Here is a 17,352-nt window from a genome sequence, read left to right on the forward strand (position 1 = left end):
GTCCAGGACATCGTCAACACCGTCTCGATCACCGCCGTCCAGGCCCAGACCCAGACCCCCTCCCCCACCCCCGTATCCCCTGTACAGAAGGCGCAGAACCCCGCGTGAACGGCTCCGTGAACGGCTCCCGAGTCCTCGTCCTCAACTCCGGCTCCTCGTCGGTCAAATACCAGCTGCTCGACATGGCCGACGGCTCCCGGCTCGCCTCCGGCATCGTGGAGCGGATCGGGGAGGGCCCCGTCGCCGACCACTCGGCCGCCCTCAAGCAGGTCGCCGAGGAACTGGCCGCGCGGGGCCTGGGCCTGGACTCGCCCGAGCTGGCGGCGGTCGGCCACCGGGTGGTGCACGGCGGCACCCGGTTCACCGAGCCGACCCTGATCACCGACGAGGTGGTCGAGGAGATCGAGAAGCTGGTGCCGCTGGCCCCGCTGCACAACCCGGCGAACGTCACCGGGATCAAGGTGGCCCGCGCGCTGCGCCCGGATCTGCCGCAGGTGGCGGTCTTCGACACCGCCTTCCACGCCACGATGCCGGAGGAGGCCGCGCGCTACGCCATCGAGCGGGAGACCGCCGACCGGTACGGGGTGCGGCGCTACGGCTTCCACGGCACCTCCCACGCGTATGTCTCCCGGGCCACCGCCGCGCTGCTGGGCCGGGACGTCTCCGAGGTCAACACGATCGTGCTGCACCTGGGCAACGGCGCCAGCGCCTCCGCGGTGCGCGGCGGGGTGTGCGTGGACACCTCGATGGGGCTGACCCCCTTGGAGGGCCTGGTCATGGGTACCCGCTCGGGCGACCTGGACCCGGCGGCGATCTTCCATCTGGCCCGGGTCGGCGGGATGTCGATCGACGAGATCGACACCCTGCTGAACAAGCGCAGCGGGCTGCTGGGCCTGTGCGGGGACAACGACATGCGTGAGATCGGCCGCCGGATGGGCGAGAGCGACCCGGCGGCTCAGCTGGCCTTCGACGTCTACATCCACCGGCTGCGGAAGTATGTGGGCGCGTACACCGCGGTGCTGGGGCGGGTGGACGCCATCGCCTTCACCGCAGGCGTCGGGGAGAACTCCGCGGCGGTGCGGGAGGCGGCGATGCGCGGCCTTCCCGCGTTCGGCATCGAGGTGGACGCGGTGCGCAACGCGGTGCGCGGCGCCTCGGCGCGGCTGATCTCCACGGAGGCCAGCCGGGTCGCGGTGGCCGTCGTGCCCACCGACGAGGAGCTGGAGATCGCCAGCCAGACGTTCGAGCTGGTGGCTGCTTAGTCGCTGCTTGGTTTCCGACTGATCTCCGGCCGTTCGGCGGCTCTTGCCCCGGCATTGCGCCGCTGTCCATAGCGTAAATATTCCGCTCCGAAACAAACGGATAGGATCTGCCTCATGCGCCGTTCCAAAATCGTCTGCACTCTGGGCCCCGCCGTCGACTCCTACGACCAGCTGAAGTCGCTGATCGAGGCCGGGATGAACGTGGCCCGATTCAATATGAGCCACGGGAGCCACCCGGAGCACGAGGAGCGGTACCACCGCGTCCGCAAGGCCTCCGAGGAGACCGGACGGGCGGTCGGCGTGCTCGCCGACCTCCAGGGCCCCAAGATCCGGCTGGAGACCTTCGCCGACGGCCCGGTGGAGCTGATGCGCGGTGACGAGTTCACCATCACCACCGAGGACGTGCCGGGCGACCGGACGATCTGCGGCACCACGTACAAGGGGCTGCCGGGCGACGTCTCCAAGGGCGACCAGGTCCTGATCAACGACGGCAATGTCGAGCTGCGGGTCACCGCGGTCGACGGCCCGCGGGTCAAGACGATCGTCATCGAGGGCGGTGTGATCTCCGACCACAAGGGGATCAACCTGCCGGGCACTGCGGTCAATGTGCCCGCGCTGTCCGAGAAGGACATCGTTGACCTCAAGTTCGCCCTGGCGATGGGGTGCGACATGGTCGCGCTGTCCTTCGTCCGGGACGCCGCCGACGTCCGCGATGTGCACCGCGTCATGGACGAGGTGGGGCACCGGGTGCCGGTGATCGCCAAGGTCGAGAAGCCGCAGGCGGTCGCCAACATGGAGGAGGTCGTCGCGGCCTTCGACGGCGTCATGGTGGCCCGCGGCGACCTGGCCGTCGAGTATCCGCTCGAGAAGGTCCCGATGGTGCAGAAGCGCCTGATCGAGCTGTGCCGGCGGAACGCCAAGCCGGTGATCGTCGCGACCCAGATGATGGAGTCGATGATCACCAACTCGCGGCCGACCCGCGCCGAGGCGTCCGACGTCGCCAACGCGATCCTGGACGGCGCCGACGCGGTCATGCTCTCCGCGGAGTCCTCCGTCGGCGCGTATCCGCTGGAGACGGTCAAGACGATGTCCCGCATCGTCCAGGCCGCCGAGCAGGAGCTGCTCTCGCGCGGTCTGCAGCCGCTGGTCCCCGGCAAGAAGCCGCGTACGCAGGGCGGCTCGGTCGCCCGCGCGGCCTGCGAGATCGCCGACTTCCTGGACGCCCAGTCGCTGGTGGCCTTCACCCAGTCCGGCGACACCGCCCGCCGGCTGTCCCGCTACCGGGCCCAGCAGCCGATCCTGGCCTTCACCACCGATGTGGCCACCCGCAACCAGCTGACGCTCAGCTGGGGCGTGGAGTCGTTCGTGGTGCCGTATGTGGAGCACACCGACGCGATGGTGGACCTCGTCGACGCCGAGCTGTCGAAGCTGGGCCGCTACAACGAGGGCGACACCATGATCATGACGGCCGGTTCGCCCCCCGGCGTCCCCGGCACCACCAACATGGTCCGGGTGCACCACCTGAGCGGCAGGAGCAAGTAGCCCGGCCGCTGAGCGGGCGGCTGACGCGCCGATGGGCACCACCCCGGGCTGGGGTGGTGCCCACCTGCGTTCGCCCTCACAAAGGAGGGCCTTGCGGCTCCCGAACGGGTCTGTGTTCCGGGGTTATTCCCCCGTCTTGTAGATGTGCATGCCGGGGATGGTCAGGTCGCCGCCGAACTGTCCGGCCTGTTTGACCGTCGCATCGGTGAAGAACACCTCGGGGAGGTTGATCGGCGGCGGGCTCTTGGGGCTGAAGGTGATCGGGATGATCCCCAGGAGGTTGCCCGACAGCTCCTCGGTGTACATGGTGATCGGGCCGTTGCTGAAGGTCGAGGTGGAACCCTCGCGCGCCTGCACGTGGGTGGTCGTACCGCCGGCCCCGACCGTCGTCTGGTGCAGATCCTTGATGTCCACGCCGGAGGCCGTGAACTTGAGGACCTTCTTGACCTGCCCGCTGTACGTCTTGACCTCGACGATGCCCTTGTAGTCAAGACCGTGCAGGGTCAGCAGGGTGCTCTTGAGCGTCCAGGGCTCGTCGGGCAGCAGGCTGGAGGTCGGCTCGGTCTCGGCGTTCTCGTACGCCTCGGCGTCGTACGTGGGGCAGGGGAACGGCTCCTTGCCGTCCTTGTCACGGTCCCCGGCCTTGGGGGAGGACGAGGAGGAGGGGCCGGGCGACGGAGTCTTGTCGGCCTTGTCCTCGGCGTCCTTGTCCTCGTCCTTGTCCTTGGCCGCGTCCGTGGCCTTGTCGACCGTGTCCTTCGCCGTGTCCCCGGCCTTGTCGGCCGCGTCCTTGGCAGGGTCGGTCGTCTTGTCCGACGAGCCGGTCGCGGAGGACGACGGGGTCGGCGTGGCGCTCGGCTCGGCCGTCTCGTCCTTGTCGCCCCCGGTGAAGATGTCCTTGAGCGCGTCCCCGAGGCCCAGCGGGTCCAGTGGGTTCTTGCTCTTGGACTCGGACGGACTCGGCGAAGGGGACTTCTCCGGCGTCGTGTCGTCCGTCTTGCTGCCGGAGGAGCCGGAGTTGGCGGAGGACGTGGCGGAGGGCGTCGGCGTGGCCGAGGGCTTGGAGCTCTCGTCCGCGCTCTTGTCCTCGGAGCCCTTGTCCTGGCTCTTCGAGCCCTCGGCCCCACTCTTGTCGTCCGAGTCCTTGGAGGCTCCGCTCTTGGAGTCCGTGGAGTCCTTCGACTCGCCCGCCTCGTCGGTGCTCTTGTGGTCCTTGGCGTCGTCCTTGTCGGCCTCGTCGGGCTGGGTGACGCACGGCCCGGGCTTGTAGCGGTCCTCGGCCCTGGAGGTCGCCTGGGCGAGCTGCGGGGTCAGCCCCATGCCCATCAGTACGGCCGTCGGCATGGCGGCGAGCGCTATCGCCTTGCCGGCGGGCACCTGAAGGCGGGTGAGCATCGACTTCTTGGGGGCCGCATGCCGCGGCCCCGTTCTCGCCCGGCGTGGATTCGTGACGCTCGCACCCTCCGACTGCTCTTGTTCACCCCGCACGGTGCCTCCCATCCCTGGATTCCTGGTCCGGCGCGGCCCCCGCGGCGGCCGGCTCCGGCTCACCGCCGCCCGCGCCGTCCCCAGCGTCCGCGTCGTCCACACCGTCCGCGCCGTCCGTGGGCGCGGGCCCCGCGTCCTTCGCCGGCTGCTCGGTGGGTGCCTCGCCCGGCTCCCAGGCGACGCTCATCCCGCCGCCGAACAGCGCGAACAGGAAGCCCACCAAGAAGCCCCCGAAGTTGGCCACGGGGATCGAGACCAGGCCCAGCAGGATGGTGGCGACTCCTGCGAAGACCCGCACGATGGGCTGGAACCACATGGTCAGGCCCAGCACTATCAGCAGGACGCCGATGATCAGCGATCCGGACCCGGTGGTGGTGGACATCCGGACGGTCAGCTGACCCAAGGTGACGTTGGCATACGGCAGGTACCCGATCGGCAGCCCGGCCAGAATCGTGAAGAGCCCTGCCCAGAACGGGCGCTGCCAGCGCCAGTACTTGAAAGCCCTGCGCAGGTGGCTGACGGCGTCACTCGCCTCCGGCGACTCGGCACTCAATGAAAACAGCTCCCTGGGGCCGGCGATCTGGACGATCGCAAGTGTTCTGATGCGGTACTGATAAACGCGGTGCTGATGCCCCTGACGCCGCTGAGCGATGCCGGGTGAGGGGCGGTGGTACGGCCCCCCACCCCGCTCAGCGCGTCAGAAGCACTCGTTCTTGCCCTTGCTGACCTTCATCGAAAGGCCGGAGAGCTTGAACGTGCCCGCGTTGGTCGCCCATGCGGTCTGCTTGACACCCTTCAAGGTCACCGAGTCGGCTTCCTGGCCGAAGGAACTGGGGTCCTTCTTGTTCGTGTCGGCCTTGGGACCCTTGGTGGTGTCGCCGGCCGCCACACCGATGTTGAGACCGCGGAACGTGGCGTCCGCCTCGAGTTGGTCGAGGTCGATGAAGAGGTTCTTCGCCTCGACCTCCTTACCGCCGTTGCCGGCCTCCAGCCTCAGCGTGACATCGCCGAAGAGCGGGACCGGGACCACCACCGACTGGCACAGGCCCTTGATCTTGGCGCTCTTGAACGCCGACACGGCGACGGGGATCTTCTTGCCCCCGTGCTGTGTGTCAAGGGTGCCGTACTGGACGAACCCCTTACCGTTGAGCAGGTCCGCGCTGACCTTGAACTGCTGGCCCGACACGCTGAACGACGCCGCGAGCGCACCCTGCGCGAGGGCTACACCGATCGCGGCCGTGGCAGCGACGCTCGGCACCATGACAACGGCGAACCGCTTCCATCTGGTCCCGCCACGAGCCTGGGACTCCATGACTTTCCTCCTTCTCGGACGTACATCTCCGGCTGGGGCCGAGGCCCGAGCCTGGGATGGGAGAAGTGCTACGTCCTCGGGAAGGAGAGCGCCCACGTATCACAGGCGCGAACCGCACCCGAAACACCGGCGATCACCCCCGAGCGACAACCACTGGCCACGCCTTCGCGCAACCTCCTGGACAGGCCCTGCCGGTAGGCAGAGACCCCCCTGTCCACGGCCGACGCCACTGCCGCCGGCCTACCCGGTGGGGACCCATCGCACCGACCGCACCGACCGGATGCCGGGCTGCGGGAAACGGGACCGAGCTTGGCCGATCGTGGTGCATTTACGGGCAGGTGCACAAGGGGTTCGTTACTAGCGAGTAACGGGCGGATAACCGTGCTGCGGCAGACTGGTAGAGGCCAGGCACTCTCGGTCGCCGCAACATGCCCGAAAAGAGCGGGAGATTCACACCATGACCGGACAAAAACCTGACGCCCACTTACCGTCAGTTACAGCGACCGCGTTTACCAAGTTTTGGTAAAGCGCGGCCGCCTATTTGTTTGAGGTGGCAAAGGTCAGAACAGCACGCGCGCCAACGCGCCCCGCGCCGAGACCACCCGGGGATCGTCCGCGCCGATCACCTCGAAGAGCCCCAGCAGATGGAGCCGCGCCGCCTCCCGGTCCTCCCCCACCGTGCGCCGCACGGCCTCCACCAACCGCCCGAAGGCGTCCTCCACATGACCCCCCACCAGGTCCAGGTCCGCCGCCGCGATCTGCGCCGCCGGGTCCGCGGGATTGTCGGCCGCCGCCTTGCGCACCTGCTGCGCGTCCGTCCCCTCCACCCGGCTCAGCAACTCGGCCTGCGCCAGGCCCAGCTTCGCCTCGGTGTTGCCCGGGTCGTCCGCCAGCACGTTCTTGTACGCCTGCACCGCGCCGCCCAGATCGCCGGCGTCCAGCGCCTCGTGAGCCGCCGCGAGCGCACCGTCGTACGGGGTCGCGGGCTGCTGCGCGACCGCCTCGCCGCCCTCGTCACCCTCGTCCTGCACCGGGACGCCCACAATGCCGAACTGCTGCTCCGCCGCCTGGATCAGCTGGTCGAGCACCTGCCGGATCTGCGCCTCGGGCGCGGCGCCCTGGAAGAGCGGCACCGGCTGACCGGCGACCACCGCGAACACGGCGGGGATGCCCTGCACCCCGAACTGCTGGAAGAGCATCTGGTTGGCGTCGACGTCGATCTTCGCCAGGACGAAGCGGCCCGCGTACTCCCTCGTCAGCCGCTCGAGGATCGGACCGAGCTGCTTGCACGGCTCGCACCACTCGGCCCAGAAGTCGATGACGACCGGTACTTCGGTGGAGCGCTGCAGGACATCCTGCTGGAAACCCGCCTCGTCGACGTCGAAGACCAGACGGGTGGGGGCGACGCCGCCCGTGCGGGCCGCCTCGGCCCGCGCCTTCTCCGCCTTCTGCTTCGCTTCTCCGGCCGCCTTCACCGCGGCGAGGTCGACCACTCCACTCATGGACATGTTCCGTGGCTGCATGGTCCTATCCTCCCCTCTTCCCGCGGTGAATGGAAAAGCGCACCCTTACGCTACGAGTCGTAGCGTAACTGGAAGCGCCCTCGCAGATCCAGGGGGTCAAAGTGGACGTACGGGTAGGGTCACGGACATGAGCCCGCCAGCGCGGCGCACCGGCCGCCCCCGCAGTGCCGAGGCCGACCGCGCCATCCTCGGCGCGACGCGGGCCGCCCTGGTCGAGCTCGGCTGGTCCAAGCTGACGATGGGCGATGTGGCGGCCCGGGCGGGCGTGGCCAAGACCACGCTCTACCGCCGCTGGACGAACAAGAGCGAGCTGGTCGTGGACGCGGTCGCGGCCCTCCTCGACGAACAGCTGGAACTGCCCGATCTGGGGTCGCTGCGCGCCGATGTGGAGGAGACGGTGCTCCGGTTCGCCGCGCTGCTGACGCGCCCGGAGGCCGGGACCTCGCTGATGGCCGTGGTCGCCGAGGCCACCCGCGACGAGGCGCTACGGGAGCGGATCCGCACCACGATCGTCAACCGGCAGAAGCGGCTGGTGCTGCTCGGCCGCGAGCGCGCCCAGGCCCGCGGCGAACTGCCGCGGGAGGCCGACCCCGCCGCTGCGGCCCGCACCGCGGACATGATCTTCGACGTGATCGCCGGCGCGGTGATGCACCGGACACTGGTGAGCGCCGACCCCGTCGACGCGCCCTGGGCACGCGACTTCGCGGAGGTGCTGCTCTGCGGCTTCCCGGCGGTGGCGGGAGGGGACGAGGCGGGGCCGGCCACCGCTCAAAAGCCCGCCGGCTCCGGGTAGTAGCCAAAGCCCGCGGGGTCCGGGTAGCCGCTAAAAGCCCGCCGGCTCCGTATAGCTGCCCCACTCCTCGCGCAGCGCCCCGCAGATCTCGCCGAGGGTCGCCTCCGCCCGGACCGCCTCCAGCATCGGCTCGATCATGTTCGAGCCGTCGCGGGCGGCGGCCAGCATCTCCTTCAGGGCGGCGGCCACCCGTGCTTCGTCGCGGGCCTCCTTACGGGCGGCCAGCACCCGCACCTGCTCGCGCTCGACCTCATGGCCCACCCGCAGGATCTCCAGAGCGCCGGTGACCGAACCCTCGTGGCAGTTGACGCCGACGACCTTCTTGTCGCCCTTCTCCAGCGCCCGCTGGTACTGGAAGGCCGATTCGGCGATCTCGCCGGTGAACCAGCCGTCCTCGATGCCGCGCAGAATGCCCGAGGTCATCAGCCCGATGGGGTGCCGTCCGTCCGGCACCGCCCGGCGGCCGCGCTCCTTGATCTGCTCGAAGATCTTCTCGGCGTCGGCCTCGATGCGGTCGGTCAGCGCCTCGACGTACCAGGAACCGCCCAGCGGGTCGGCGACATTGAGGATGCCGGTCTCCTCCATCAGCACCTGCTGGGTGCGCAGGGCGATCTCGGCGGCCTGCTCGCTGGGCAGCGCGAGCGTCTCGTCCAGGGCGTTGGTGTGCAGCGAGTTGGTGCCGCCGAGCACCGCGGACAGCGCCTCCACGGCCGTGCGCACGACGTTGTTGTACGGCTGCTGCGCGGTCAGCGAGACCCCGGCCGTCTGGGTGTGGAAGCGCAGCCACTGCGCCTTCTCGGTCCTCGCCCCGTATACATCGCGCATCCAGCGGGCCCAGATCCGGCGGGCCGCACGGAACTTGGCGATCTCCTCGAAGAACTCGATATGCGCGTCGAAGAAGAAGGACAGGCCGGGCGCGAAGGTGTCGATGTCGAGCCCGCGGGAGAGCCCCAGCTCGGCGTATCCGAAGCCGTCGGCAAGGGTGTACGCGAGCTCCTGCGCGGCCGTGGCCCCGGCCTCGCGGATGTGGTAGCCGGAGACCGACAGCGGCTTGTACGCGGGGATGGAGCGCACACAGTGCTCCATCAGGTCGCCGATCAGACGCAGCTGCGGCTCGGGCTGGAACAGCCACTCCTTCTGCGCGATGTACTCCTTGAAGATGTCCGTCTGGAGCGTGCCGTTCAGTACGGAGGGGTCGACGCCCTGGCGCTCGGCGGCGACCAGGTACATACAGAAGACGGGGACGGCGGGGCCGCTGATCGTCATCGAGGTGGTGACATCGCCGAGCGGGATGTCCTTGAACAGGACCTCCATATCGGCGGCGGAGTCGACGGCGACCCCGCAGTGGCCGACCTCGCCCAGCGAGCGCGGGTCGTCGGAGTCGCGGCCCATGAGCGTCGGCATGTCGAAGGCGACCGACAGGCCGCCGCCGCCCGCCTTGAGGATCATCTTGTAGCGCTCATTGGTCTGCGCGGCGTTTCCGAAGCCCGCGAACTGGCGGATGGTCCAGGCGCGGCCTCGGTAGCCGGTGGAGTACAGACCGCGGGTGAAAGGGAACTCACCGGGCCAGCCGATGCGCTCGAAGCCCGCGACGCGGTCGCCGGGGGCGGGCCCGTAGACCGGGTCGACGGGGTCCCCGGACAACGTACTGCGCGTCCAAACCCTCGGGGGCTGCGCCCCCGAACCCCCGTCGGCCTCGCGCTTGCGGGCCGCGTCGTACCGGGCCTGCCAGCGTCGGCGGCCTGCCTCAATGCCTTCCGCGTCCATAACGTCAAATTTACTTGGACATCCTAGTAAATGTCGACGCGAAACGGGCCCCACCGGTCCGTTCGAGGGACAGCAGGCGGGGCCCGGTCAGCTGCGATCAGGCCTTGGCGGGCTCCGGCTCGGCGCCGCTGACCAGCGGCTCGATCTCGGCCACGACCTTGCGCTCGACGAAGAACACCGCCGTGGGGACGGTGCCCGCGAGCAGCACCCAGGCCAGCTTGCCGAACGGCCACTTCGCCTTGGAGCCGAGGTCGAAGGCGAAGACCAGGTAGAGGACGTACAGCCAGCCGTGTGCGATACCGACGACGCTGACGAAGCCGGACGCGCCGTCCACGTCCAACAGATACTTGGCGATCACACCGATCGTGAGCAGGATCAGCAGGACGCCCGTGACATAGGCCATGGTCCGGTAGCGCGTCAATACGCTTCGCTTCATGACGTCGAGCGTAACCGTCCGTTCCGGGGCGATCTTCGCCACCCCCCGCCGGTCCTACTCCTCGTCGAAGTCGCCCGCCGCGACCCGCAGGGGCCGCAGCAGCTCGAAGATGTTCGAGCAGTCCGCGGCGTCGTACGTCCCGAGGCCGAAGTCCATCGCCATCAGATCGCGGGTGGCCGCCTCGACCACCTCGCGGCCCCGGTCGGTGATCGAGGCGAGCGTCCCGCGGCCGTCGTTCGGATTCGGCCGCTTGTCCACCAGACCGGACTTGACCAGCCGGTCCACCGTGTTGGTCACCGAGGTCGGGTGGACCATCAGCCGCTCGCCGATCTTGGACATGGGCAGCTCACCGGCCTGGGAGAAGGTGAGCAGAACCAGCGCCTCATAGCGGGCGAAGGTCAGTCCGTACGGCTTGACCACCGCGTCGACCTGGCCCAGCAGAATCTGCTGAGCCCGCATGATCGAGGTGATCGCGGCCATCGACGGCACGGACCCCCACCGTCGCTTCCACAGTTCGTCTGCGCGGGCGATGGGATCGAAGGAAAGGCTGAGCGGCTTGGGCACATCACCGACCCTACCGGCCGGTCATATCGTGGTCAGCCCAGTCTCACCCTTCGGGCCGGACACGCCGCGAGCAGCCCCTCACCCCGTATTGCCGGCAGCCCCCGGCCGTGCCGTACCTCGCCGCACCAGCGCCACCGCCAGCAGTGAGCACACCGTGCCGCACATCCCCGCCCCGGTCACCACCAGATACACCGGCGCGGCCTCGGCGACCGCGCCCGCCACCGCCATGCCCAGGCCCTGCGCGGTCATCAGCACCGCCGTCAGCAGCGTCATCGCCCGCCCCCGCAGCTCCTCCGGTACGGCCGCCATGAACCACTGGTCGAGGCCGAGGCTGTACGCCATACCGCAGCCCGTCGCCACCTGGAGCGCCAGCGCCCAGCCGAACGAGGGCTCGAAGACGTACCCCAGCGAGGGCAGCATGCACACCACCGCCACCACGAGCGTCAGCCGCGCACGCCCCGCTGGGGAGAGCAGCGTGCCCGCCAGGGTCTCGCTGACGATCGCCCCGATCGGCATTCCGCACATCAGCAGCCCGAGCCCGGTCGAGCCGAGGCCGAGCCCGTCGGAGTACGGGGTCATCAGCGCCTCCGACATCACCACGAACGTCGGCGGCACGCAGTACAGCAGGAACAGGGCCCGGATCCGCGCGACGGCGAACAGCTGCTTCATGCCACGCAGCGAGTCGCCGAGCAGCGCGCCCCGCCGGCCGTCCGTACGGGCCGGGCGGTGGCGGGTGCCCAGGCGCAGCACCAGCGCCGACGCCACGAACGCCGCCGCCGTGATCGCGAGCACGCCCCGCGGAGAGACCGCGGCCAGCAGCAGCCCGCCCGCGGCGAACCCGACGAGCTGCGCACCCTGCGCGGTCAGCCGGATCACGGAGCGGCCCAGTACGAACAGATCGCCCTCCCCCAGGATGTCGCCGAGCGTCGCCGCGCGCGTCCCGCTGAACACCGGGGAGACCGCGGCGGGGATGCAGCGCAGCACCAGCAGCAACCCGACGGGCATGCCCGGCACCACCATCACGGCCACGCAGCCGGCGCTGATCAGATCGCATACGACCAGCACCCGGCGGGCGGGGTAGCGGTCGGCCACGGCGGACAGCAGGGTGCCGCCGATGACGTACGGGAGCAGGGCGAAGGCGAAGGCCAGGGCGGACAGCAGCGGCGAGCCGGTGACCCGGTAGACCAGGACGGACAGCGCGATACCGCAGATGACCTCGCCGAGCATGGACAGCAGATGCGCGAGGAACACGGCCCGGAACTCGCGCACCGCGAAGACGGCCGGGTAGCCGGCGCCTCCCGGGCGGGGTTCCGGGGGGACGGGACCCTCGGCGCCCTCGGCCGCGGGTTCGGGTCCGGAGGCGTCTGCGGCAGGGCGCGTCGGGGTGGGGTCCGTCGTCCCGGACCCGGAAGGCGTTGGCATGGCGGCAGCGTGCCCGGCGCGGTCCGGGGGGCTCTAGTGTTTCGCCCCGAGGCGAATCTTCGTCGGGGGCGCCTCAGGGGGCGCCTGGACCGAAGCAGCTGGACCGAAGCAGCTGGACTGAAGCAGCTGGACCGAAACAGGGGGACGCATGCCACTCCACATGAGATTCGGACCGGACGACCTACTGCGCTGCAGGTTCGCTATCTCGCCGCTGTGCCAGACGCACGAGGCGGTGCGGACGCTGCTGCGCGCCGAGCGGCACGGCTATCACCTGCCGTGGCTGCGCCGGGTCCGTTCGGCCGTGGCCGGGCTCGACCTCTCCCTGCTCGCGCTGTTCATCCCCATCCGCGGCTACACCCCGGACTTTCTGGGCCCGCCGCCGGAGGTGCCGTATTCCTCGTTCGAGGAGGAACTGGCGCGGCTGCGGGCGACCGAGCCGGAGGCGGCCCGCCGGGAGATGGCCCTTTCCCTGGCCGACACGCCGGGGGCCGCCGAGTCCGCGGCCGGGCGCGCGGTGCTGGAGGACCCCGCGCGGGCGGTGCGGCGGCTCGGGGATCTGACCGAGCGGGCCTGGCGCGCGCTGCTCGAACCGGACTGGCCCCGGGTGCGCGACCTTTTGGAGGCCGATGTGGCCTATCGGGCCCGGCAGCTGGCCGACGGCGGACTCGAGCGGCTCTTCGCCGATCTGCGCCCCGCGGTGTCCTGGGCCGATGGGCGGCTCACGGTCCGTACCCGCGCCGGGGGCCCGGAGGTGCAGGAGCTCGACGGCCGGGGCCTGCTGCTGATGCCGAGCGTCTTCGTCTGGCCGGACGTGGTGAGCGGCTTCGCGCCGCCCTGGCAGCCGACGGTGATCTATCCGGCGCGCGGGGTGGGCGGGCTCTGGCAGGAGCACGCCGAGGGCGCGGCGGACGCGCTCGTACGGCTCCTCGGCGCCAACCGCGCGGCCATCCTCAGCGCCCTGGAGGACCCCGCCGCCACGACGGCGCTGGCCCAGCGGCTGGGCCTGGCGCCGTCGTCGGTCTCGGCGCACCTCGGGGTGTTGCGCGCGGCCGGTCTGCTGACCTCGCGCCGCGACGGCCACCGGGTGCTGTACGAGCGCACGCCGCTGGGTATCGCCCTGCTGGGCGGGGGCGCGTAACGGCGCCGCCCAGCAGGGCGGGGCGCGGCCTGGCGGCGCTCCGTACGGCTACGCGGACAGATGCCGCTCGACCGTCTCGACCTTCGAGGTCAGCCCGTCGGTGACGCCCGGGCGGATGTCGGCCTTGAGGACCACGGACACCCGCGGCGCCCGCGCCTCCACGGCCGCGACCGCCCGCTTGACGACGTCCATGACCTCGTCCCACTCGCCTTCGATGGACGTGAACATCGCGTCCGTACGGTTCGGCAGGCCCGATTCGCGCACCACCCGCACCGCGTCCGCGACGTACTCCCCCACGTCCTCGCCGACGCCCAACGGCGTCACGGAGAAGGCGACGATCATGCGTTGACCACGCCCTCACGGCGCGCACGGTCGGCGATCACACTGGCCTCCGCCTCCCGCTTCAGCTTGCGCTCGGCGAAGAAACCGCCGGTCGGCAGGATGGAGAGCACGAAGTAGAGCGCGGCGGTCTTGCGGTCCCACTGCGCCCGCTTCCAGGCGTCCAGCCAGAAGACCAGGTACAGGATGAACAGGATGCCGTGCACCATGCCCATCACCGGGACCGCGTTGAAGTCGGTCGTGCGCTTGAGCACCGAGCAGACGAGGAGCAGGAGGAAGGAGACGGCCTCGGGCGCGGAGACCAGGCGGAGCCGCCGCAGTGCGGTGGCGGTCTTGAAGTCCACGGGAGCAGCACCTTTAAGGGAGAGGGCAACGAGAGAACACGGAGCCTGAGCTTGTGAAGTCATGCACAAGCTCCTCTCGCATTGTCGCAGCCTCGTAACCGATCACCGCGCCGGGGTCCGGCTGTCCCTGTTCCGCGCCGTTCGGTCCCGATAACGTCGGATCCGTGGCTCAGTTTCGGCTCCAGGGGAGCAAGGTGCTCGCCGTCGACATGACCGGCGATTCCGTGAAGGCCAAGAACGGCTCGATGGTCGCGTACGAGGGGGAGATGACCTTCAAGAAGAAAACCGGCGGTGGGGAGGGGCTGCGCGGGATGGTGACCCGGCGGCTCACCGGCGAGCAGATGGCGGTCATGGAGGTCAAAGGGCATGGCACGTGCTACTTCGCCGACCGGGCGAGCGAGATCAACCTGGTCTCGCTGCACGGCGAGACGCTGCACGTGGAGGCCAGTAATCTGCTGTGCACGGACGCCGCCCTGCGCACCGGCACCTCCTTCACCGGGCTGCGCGGCTCCTCACAGGGCAACGGCCTGTTCACCACGACCGTCGAGGGCACCGGGCAGGCGGCCATCCTCTCCGACGGCACGGCGGTGGTGCTGCGCGTCACCCCGCAGCTGCCGCTCCAGGTCGACCCGGGCGCGTATATCGCCCATACGGGCAAGCTCAAGCAGCACTTCCAGGCCGGGGTGAACTTCCGCACGCTCATAGGGGAGAGCTCGGGCGAGGCGTTCCAGATCCGCTTCGAGGGCGAGGGACTGGTGTACGTACAGCCGAGTGAGCGCAACACGATCGGTGGGGATGTGTGATGCCGTTCAACATCCTCAACTCACGCATGGTCGAGGCGCAGGTGCAGCCCGGCCAGACGGTCTTCAGCCAGCGCGGCGCGATGCTGGCCTACCGGGGCGAGGTGCGGTTCACGCCGAGCATCACCGGCGGGCAGCGCGGGGTGATGGGCATGATCGGCCGCCGGGTCGCGGGCGAGGCGACCCCGCTGATGACCGTCGAGGGCAGCGGCACGGTGATGTTCGGCCACGGCGGCCACCATGTCGAGGTGATCCACCTGGCCGGCGACAAGCTTTACGTCGAGTCGGACCGGCTGCTCGCCTTCGACGGATCGCTGCGCCAGGGCACGATGTTCATGGGCTCGCAGGGCGGGGTGATGGGCATTGTGCGCGGCCAGGTCACCGGCCAGGGGCTGTTCACCACCACCCTGGAGGGGCACGGCTCGGCCGCGGTCATGGCCCACGGCGGCGTGATCCAGCTGCCGATCGCCCCCGGCCGCCCGGTCCATGTCGACCCGCAGGCGTACGTCGCCCACCGCGGGGACGTACGCAACAAGCTCTCGACCGCGCTCGGCTGGCGCGAAATGGTCGGCCGCGGCTCGGGAGAGGGCTTCCAGCTGGAGCTCTCGGGCACCGGCACGGTGTATGTCCAGGCATCGGAGGAGAAGCTTTGAACGGCCCCGTCATCCACGACGCGTACACCCTCCCGGTCGACGACAACATCAATCCGTACGCCTTCAGCGTGGAGCTCAACGGCCAGTGGTTTCTGCAGAAGGGGAAGATGATCGCCTATTACGGGCGGATCGACTTCCAGGGTGTGGGCCTGGGCCGGCTGGACCACCTCATCGCGCACAGCTTCCACTCCCCGCTGCACGCCGCGGACTGGGTGGTGGCCGAGGGGCAGGGCAAGATGGTGCTCGCGGACCGGGCCTTCGATGTCAATTCCTACGACCTCGACGACGGCAACCTCACCATCCGGTCCGGCAATCTGCTGGCGTTCCAGCCCTCGCTCTCCCTCAAGCAGTCGATCGTCCCGGGCTTCCTGACCCTGATCGGCACCGGCAAGTTCGTCGCGGCCTCCAACGGCCCGGTGGTCTTCATGGAGCCGCCGATCCGTGTCGACCCGCAGGCTCTCGTCGGCTGGGCGGACTGCCCGACCCCCAACCACCACTACGATCATGAGTACTTGCGCGGCGTCCTCGGCGGGATCAGGGCACACACCGGCCTCGGGGGGACCTCGGGCGAGGAGCACCAGTTCGAGTTCGTCGGCGCGGGGACGGTACTGCTCCAGTCGACGGAAGAGCTCATGGACGAGGTGCCCATAGGGACCACGGGGGGCACCGGTTCGTGAGCGAGAGCATGCGGAGTGTAACCTCGAACAGGTGACCTCATATCCATTGGTTCAGAATTCAACTTCTACCGGTAGAATGATTCCCATGGAGACCGAGAACGGCACCCGCTGGCTCAGCGACGAGGAACAGGGCGCCTGGCGCATCCACTTGGACGTCAGCAGGTTGCTGACCTATCAGCTCGAACGAGACCTGCAGCCGTTCGGCCTGACCATGAACGACTACGAGATCCTGGTCAACCTCTCGGAGTCGGAGGGCCACCGGATGCGCATGAGCGACCTGGCCGCCGCCACCCTGCAGTCCAAGAGCCGTCTCTCCCACCAGATCACCCGGATGGAGAACGCGGGCCTCGTCCGCCGCGAGCACTGCGAGTCCGACCGGCGCGGACTCTTCGCGTGTCTCACCGAAGACGGCTGGGAGACCATGCGCAAGGTCGCACCGCACCACGTCGAGTCGGTGCGCAAGCACTTCATCGACCTGCTCAGCCCCGAAGCCCTCGACGCCCTCCACACCTCCCTGACCCCGATCGCCGAGCATCTGCGTGCTCAGCGCGGCCGCGTGTAGGAAGGCCGCCCAGGGCCACCAGCGGCAGCGTGATGTACTGCGCTGGTGACCGATTACGACGTACTCCGCGTCTTCTGCGGACCGGACGGCCGCCACGGCAACACGCTCGGCGTGGTACGCCGAGGTTCGGCCGTCCCCGGGACGGCCGAACGCCAGGCCCTCGCGCGGAAGCTGGGCTTCAGCGAGACCGTGTTCGTCGACGACCCCGAGCGCGGCGTCATCGACATCTACACGCCGACGCTGCGGCTGCCGTTCGCCGGGCACCCGTGCGTGGGCACGGCCTGGCTGCTCGACGTGCCGGAACTGGTCACGCCCGCGGGCCCGGTGGGCGCCCGGCTCGAAGGGGAGTTCAACTGGATCGAGGCGCGCCCCGAGTGGGCGCCGCCCCGCACCCTGCGGCGCTACGACTCGGCGGCCGAGGTGGACGCCCTCCCCGTGCCGGAGCCGGGTGAGTGGATCTACGCCTGGGCCTGGGAGGAAGAGGCGGCCGGCCGGATCAGGTCCCGCGCCTTCCCCGGACGCGGCGACGGCATCGACGAGGACGAGGCGACGGGCGCCGCGGCGCTGCTGCTGACAGCCCAGCTGGGGCGCGCCCTGAACATCGCGCAGGGCCGAGGCTCCCAGATCCTGACGGCACCGCGGCCGGACGGCCTGATCGACGTGGGAGGCCGCGTACGGCTGGAAGCCACGGAAAGGCTGTAGCCGCCGACGAGACGGGAGGGGGTGGGGG

The 17,352-nt window shown here is 69.9% G+C and carries 19 protein-coding genes; 9 read left to right on the forward strand and 10 right to left on the reverse strand.

Annotation, left to right across the window (positions count from 1 at the left end):
- Positions 1 to 116: 116 nt before the first annotated feature.
- Positions 117 to 1,262, forward strand: coding sequence for an acetate kinase (locus CCN51_RS18080; protein WP_043490152.1), 1,146 nt, complete (start codon positions 117 to 119; stop codon positions 1,260 to 1,262).
- 114 nt (positions 1,263 to 1,376) lie between these two features.
- The gene (pyk, locus tag CCN51_RS18085) at positions 1,377 to 2,804 is read left to right on the forward strand and encodes a pyruvate kinase (protein WP_014176329.1); all 1,428 of its coding nucleotides are present in this window, start codon (positions 1,377 to 1,379) and stop codon (positions 2,802 to 2,804) included.
- A 123-nt stretch (positions 2,805 to 2,927) separates the two neighbouring features.
- Here the strand turns inward: pyk and CCN51_RS18090 are convergent, their stop codons facing one another.
- The 4 genes from CCN51_RS18090 to CCN51_RS18110 all read right to left on the reverse strand — a co-directional run bounded on the left by CCN51_RS18090 (position 2,928) and on the right by CCN51_RS18110 (position 7,127).
- Positions 2,928 to 4,199, reverse strand: coding sequence for a hypothetical protein (locus CCN51_RS18090; RefSeq protein WP_014176330.1), 1,272 nt, complete (start codon positions 4,197 to 4,199; stop codon positions 2,928 to 2,930).
- Between the two features lie 82 nt (positions 4,200 to 4,281).
- Positions 4,282 to 4,845: a DUF6114 domain-containing protein gene (locus tag CCN51_RS18095; RefSeq protein WP_014176331.1), complete on the reverse strand. Its 564-nt coding sequence runs from the start codon at positions 4,843 to 4,845 to the stop codon at positions 4,282 to 4,284.
- A 144-nt stretch (positions 4,846 to 4,989) separates the two neighbouring features.
- Entirely contained in the window at positions 4,990 to 5,604 is a 615-nt protein-coding gene (locus CCN51_RS18100) for a DUF6230 family protein (protein WP_014176332.1), read from the reverse strand.
- Between the two features lie 560 nt (positions 5,605 to 6,164).
- Positions 6,165 to 7,127 (reverse strand): tetratricopeptide repeat protein, encoded by a 963-nt coding sequence (locus CCN51_RS18110; RefSeq protein WP_043486745.1) that lies wholly within the window; start codon positions 7,125 to 7,127, stop codon positions 6,165 to 6,167.
- 127 nt (positions 7,128 to 7,254) lie between these two features.
- Between CCN51_RS18110 and CCN51_RS18115 the strand changes: the two genes are divergently transcribed.
- Positions 7,255 to 7,920 (forward strand): TetR/AcrR family transcriptional regulator, encoded by a 666-nt coding sequence (locus tag CCN51_RS18115; RefSeq protein WP_014176334.1) that lies wholly within the window; start codon positions 7,255 to 7,257, stop codon positions 7,918 to 7,920.
- A gap of 30 nt (positions 7,921 to 7,950) precedes the next feature.
- On the opposite strand, the gene icmA is transcribed toward CCN51_RS18115, so the two are convergent.
- The 4 genes from icmA to CCN51_RS18135 form a co-directional block, all read right to left on the reverse strand.
- A complete protein-coding gene (icmA, locus tag CCN51_RS18120) occupies positions 7,951 to 9,687 on the reverse strand; it encodes a coenzyme B12-dependent isobutyryl-CoA mutase large subunit (protein ID WP_043486748.1) in 1,737 nt (578 codons plus the stop codon).
- Between the two features lie 97 nt (positions 9,688 to 9,784).
- Entirely contained in the window at positions 9,785 to 10,123 is a 339-nt protein-coding gene (locus CCN51_RS18125; RefSeq protein ID WP_043490159.1) for a DUF3817 domain-containing protein, read from the reverse strand.
- A 54-nt stretch (positions 10,124 to 10,177) separates the two neighbouring features.
- Positions 10,178 to 10,687, reverse strand: a complete 510-nt coding sequence (locus CCN51_RS18130; RefSeq protein ID WP_014176337.1) for a MarR family winged helix-turn-helix transcriptional regulator — start codon at positions 10,685 to 10,687, stop codon at positions 10,178 to 10,180.
- A gap of 78 nt (positions 10,688 to 10,765) precedes the next feature.
- Complete coding sequence (locus tag CCN51_RS18135; RefSeq protein WP_014176338.1) at positions 10,766 to 12,109, reverse strand: MFS transporter; 1,344 nt, start codon at positions 12,107 to 12,109, stop codon at positions 10,766 to 10,768.
- A 148-nt stretch (positions 12,110 to 12,257) separates the two neighbouring features.
- On the opposite strand from CCN51_RS18135, the gene CCN51_RS18140 reads away from it, so the two are divergent.
- On the forward strand, positions 12,258 to 13,247 hold the full coding sequence (locus CCN51_RS18140; RefSeq protein WP_043486751.1) for an ArsR/SmtB family transcription factor: 990 nt from the start codon (positions 12,258 to 12,260) through the stop codon (positions 13,245 to 13,247).
- Positions 13,248 to 13,295: 48 nt separating this feature from the next.
- Here CCN51_RS18140 and CCN51_RS18145 read toward each other — a convergent pair whose 3' ends face one another.
- Both CCN51_RS18145 and CCN51_RS18150 read right to left on the reverse strand, forming a co-directional pair.
- On the reverse strand, positions 13,296 to 13,589 hold the full coding sequence (locus CCN51_RS18145) for an MTH1187 family thiamine-binding protein (RefSeq protein WP_014176340.1): 294 nt from the start codon (positions 13,587 to 13,589) through the stop codon (positions 13,296 to 13,298).
- The gene (locus tag CCN51_RS18150; protein ID WP_014176341.1) at positions 13,586 to 13,930 is read right to left on the reverse strand and encodes a DUF3817 domain-containing protein; all 345 of its coding nucleotides are present in this window, start codon (positions 13,928 to 13,930) and stop codon (positions 13,586 to 13,588) included. The genes CCN51_RS18145 and CCN51_RS18150 overlap by 4 nt, the downstream gene beginning before the upstream one ends.
- Positions 13,931 to 14,094: 164 nt before the next feature.
- Here CCN51_RS18150 and CCN51_RS18155 point away from each other — a divergent pair, with 164 nt between their 5' ends.
- The 5 genes from CCN51_RS18155 to CCN51_RS18175 all read left to right on the forward strand — a co-directional run bounded on the left by CCN51_RS18155 (position 14,095) and on the right by CCN51_RS18175 (position 17,324).
- On the forward strand, positions 14,095 to 14,733 hold the full coding sequence (locus CCN51_RS18155) for an AIM24 family protein (protein WP_078610445.1): 639 nt from the start codon (positions 14,095 to 14,097) through the stop codon (positions 14,731 to 14,733).
- Positions 14,733 to 15,383 (forward strand): AIM24 family protein, encoded by a 651-nt coding sequence (locus CCN51_RS18160; RefSeq protein WP_014176343.1) that lies wholly within the window; start codon positions 14,733 to 14,735, stop codon positions 15,381 to 15,383. Before CCN51_RS18155 ends, CCN51_RS18160 begins: the two co-directional genes overlap by 1 nt.
- Positions 15,380 to 16,060, forward strand: coding sequence for an AIM24 family protein (locus tag CCN51_RS18165; RefSeq protein WP_014176344.1), 681 nt, complete (start codon positions 15,380 to 15,382; stop codon positions 16,058 to 16,060). The genes CCN51_RS18160 and CCN51_RS18165 overlap by 4 nt, the downstream gene beginning before the upstream one ends.
- A gap of 85 nt (positions 16,061 to 16,145) precedes the next feature.
- Positions 16,146 to 16,622 (forward strand): MarR family winged helix-turn-helix transcriptional regulator, encoded by a 477-nt coding sequence (locus CCN51_RS18170; RefSeq protein WP_014176345.1) that lies wholly within the window; start codon positions 16,146 to 16,148, stop codon positions 16,620 to 16,622.
- 45 nt (positions 16,623 to 16,667) lie between these two features.
- Positions 16,668 to 17,324: a PhzF family phenazine biosynthesis protein gene (locus CCN51_RS18175; protein WP_014176346.1), complete on the forward strand. Its 657-nt coding sequence runs from the start codon at positions 16,668 to 16,670 to the stop codon at positions 17,322 to 17,324.
- Positions 17,325 to 17,352 lie beyond the last annotated feature (28 nt).

Source organism: Streptomyces milbemycinicus (assembly GCF_002154605.1).
Taxonomy (GTDB): domain Bacteria; phylum Actinomycetota; class Actinomycetes; order Streptomycetales; family Streptomycetaceae; genus Streptomyces; species Streptomyces milbemycinicus.

What these genes read in the sequence shown, in the direction of transcription:
- pyk (WP_014176329.1), top strand. Translation starts at nt 1,377, where the DNA reads ATGCGCCGTTCCAAAATCGTCTGCACTCTGGGCCCCGCCGTCGACTCC.
- CCN51_RS18135 (WP_014176338.1), bottom strand. Translation starts at nt 12,109, where the DNA reads ATGCCAACGCCTTCCGGGTCCGGGACGACGGACCCCACCCCGACGCGC.
- icmA (WP_043486748.1), bottom strand. Translation starts at nt 9,687, where the DNA reads ATGGACGCGGAAGGCATTGAGGCAGGCCGCCGACGCTGGCAGGCCCGG.
- CCN51_RS18145 (WP_014176340.1), bottom strand. Translation starts at nt 13,589, where the DNA reads ATGATCGTCGCCTTCTCCGTGACGCCGTTGGGCGTCGGCGAGGACGTG.
- CCN51_RS18110 (WP_043486745.1), bottom strand. Translation starts at nt 7,127, where the DNA reads ATGCAGCCACGGAACATGTCCATGAGTGGAGTGGTCGACCTCGCCGCG.
- CCN51_RS18125 (WP_043490159.1), bottom strand. Translation starts at nt 10,123, where the DNA reads ATGAAGCGAAGCGTATTGACGCGCTACCGGACCATGGCCTATGTCACG.
- CCN51_RS18170 (WP_014176345.1), top strand. Translation starts at nt 16,146, where the DNA reads ATGGAGACCGAGAACGGCACCCGCTGGCTCAGCGACGAGGAACAGGGC.
- CCN51_RS18140 (WP_043486751.1), top strand. Translation starts at nt 12,258, where the DNA reads ATGCCACTCCACATGAGATTCGGACCGGACGACCTACTGCGCTGCAGG.
- CCN51_RS18160 (WP_014176343.1), top strand. Translation starts at nt 14,733, where the DNA reads ATGCCGTTCAACATCCTCAACTCACGCATGGTCGAGGCGCAGGTGCAG.
- CCN51_RS18115 (WP_014176334.1), top strand. Translation starts at nt 7,255, where the DNA reads ATGAGCCCGCCAGCGCGGCGCACCGGCCGCCCCCGCAGTGCCGAGGCC.
- CCN51_RS18100 (WP_014176332.1), bottom strand. Translation starts at nt 5,604, where the DNA reads ATGGAGTCCCAGGCTCGTGGCGGGACCAGATGGAAGCGGTTCGCCGTT.
- CCN51_RS18090 (WP_014176330.1), bottom strand. Translation starts at nt 4,199, where the DNA reads ATGCTCACCCGCCTTCAGGTGCCCGCCGGCAAGGCGATAGCGCTCGCC.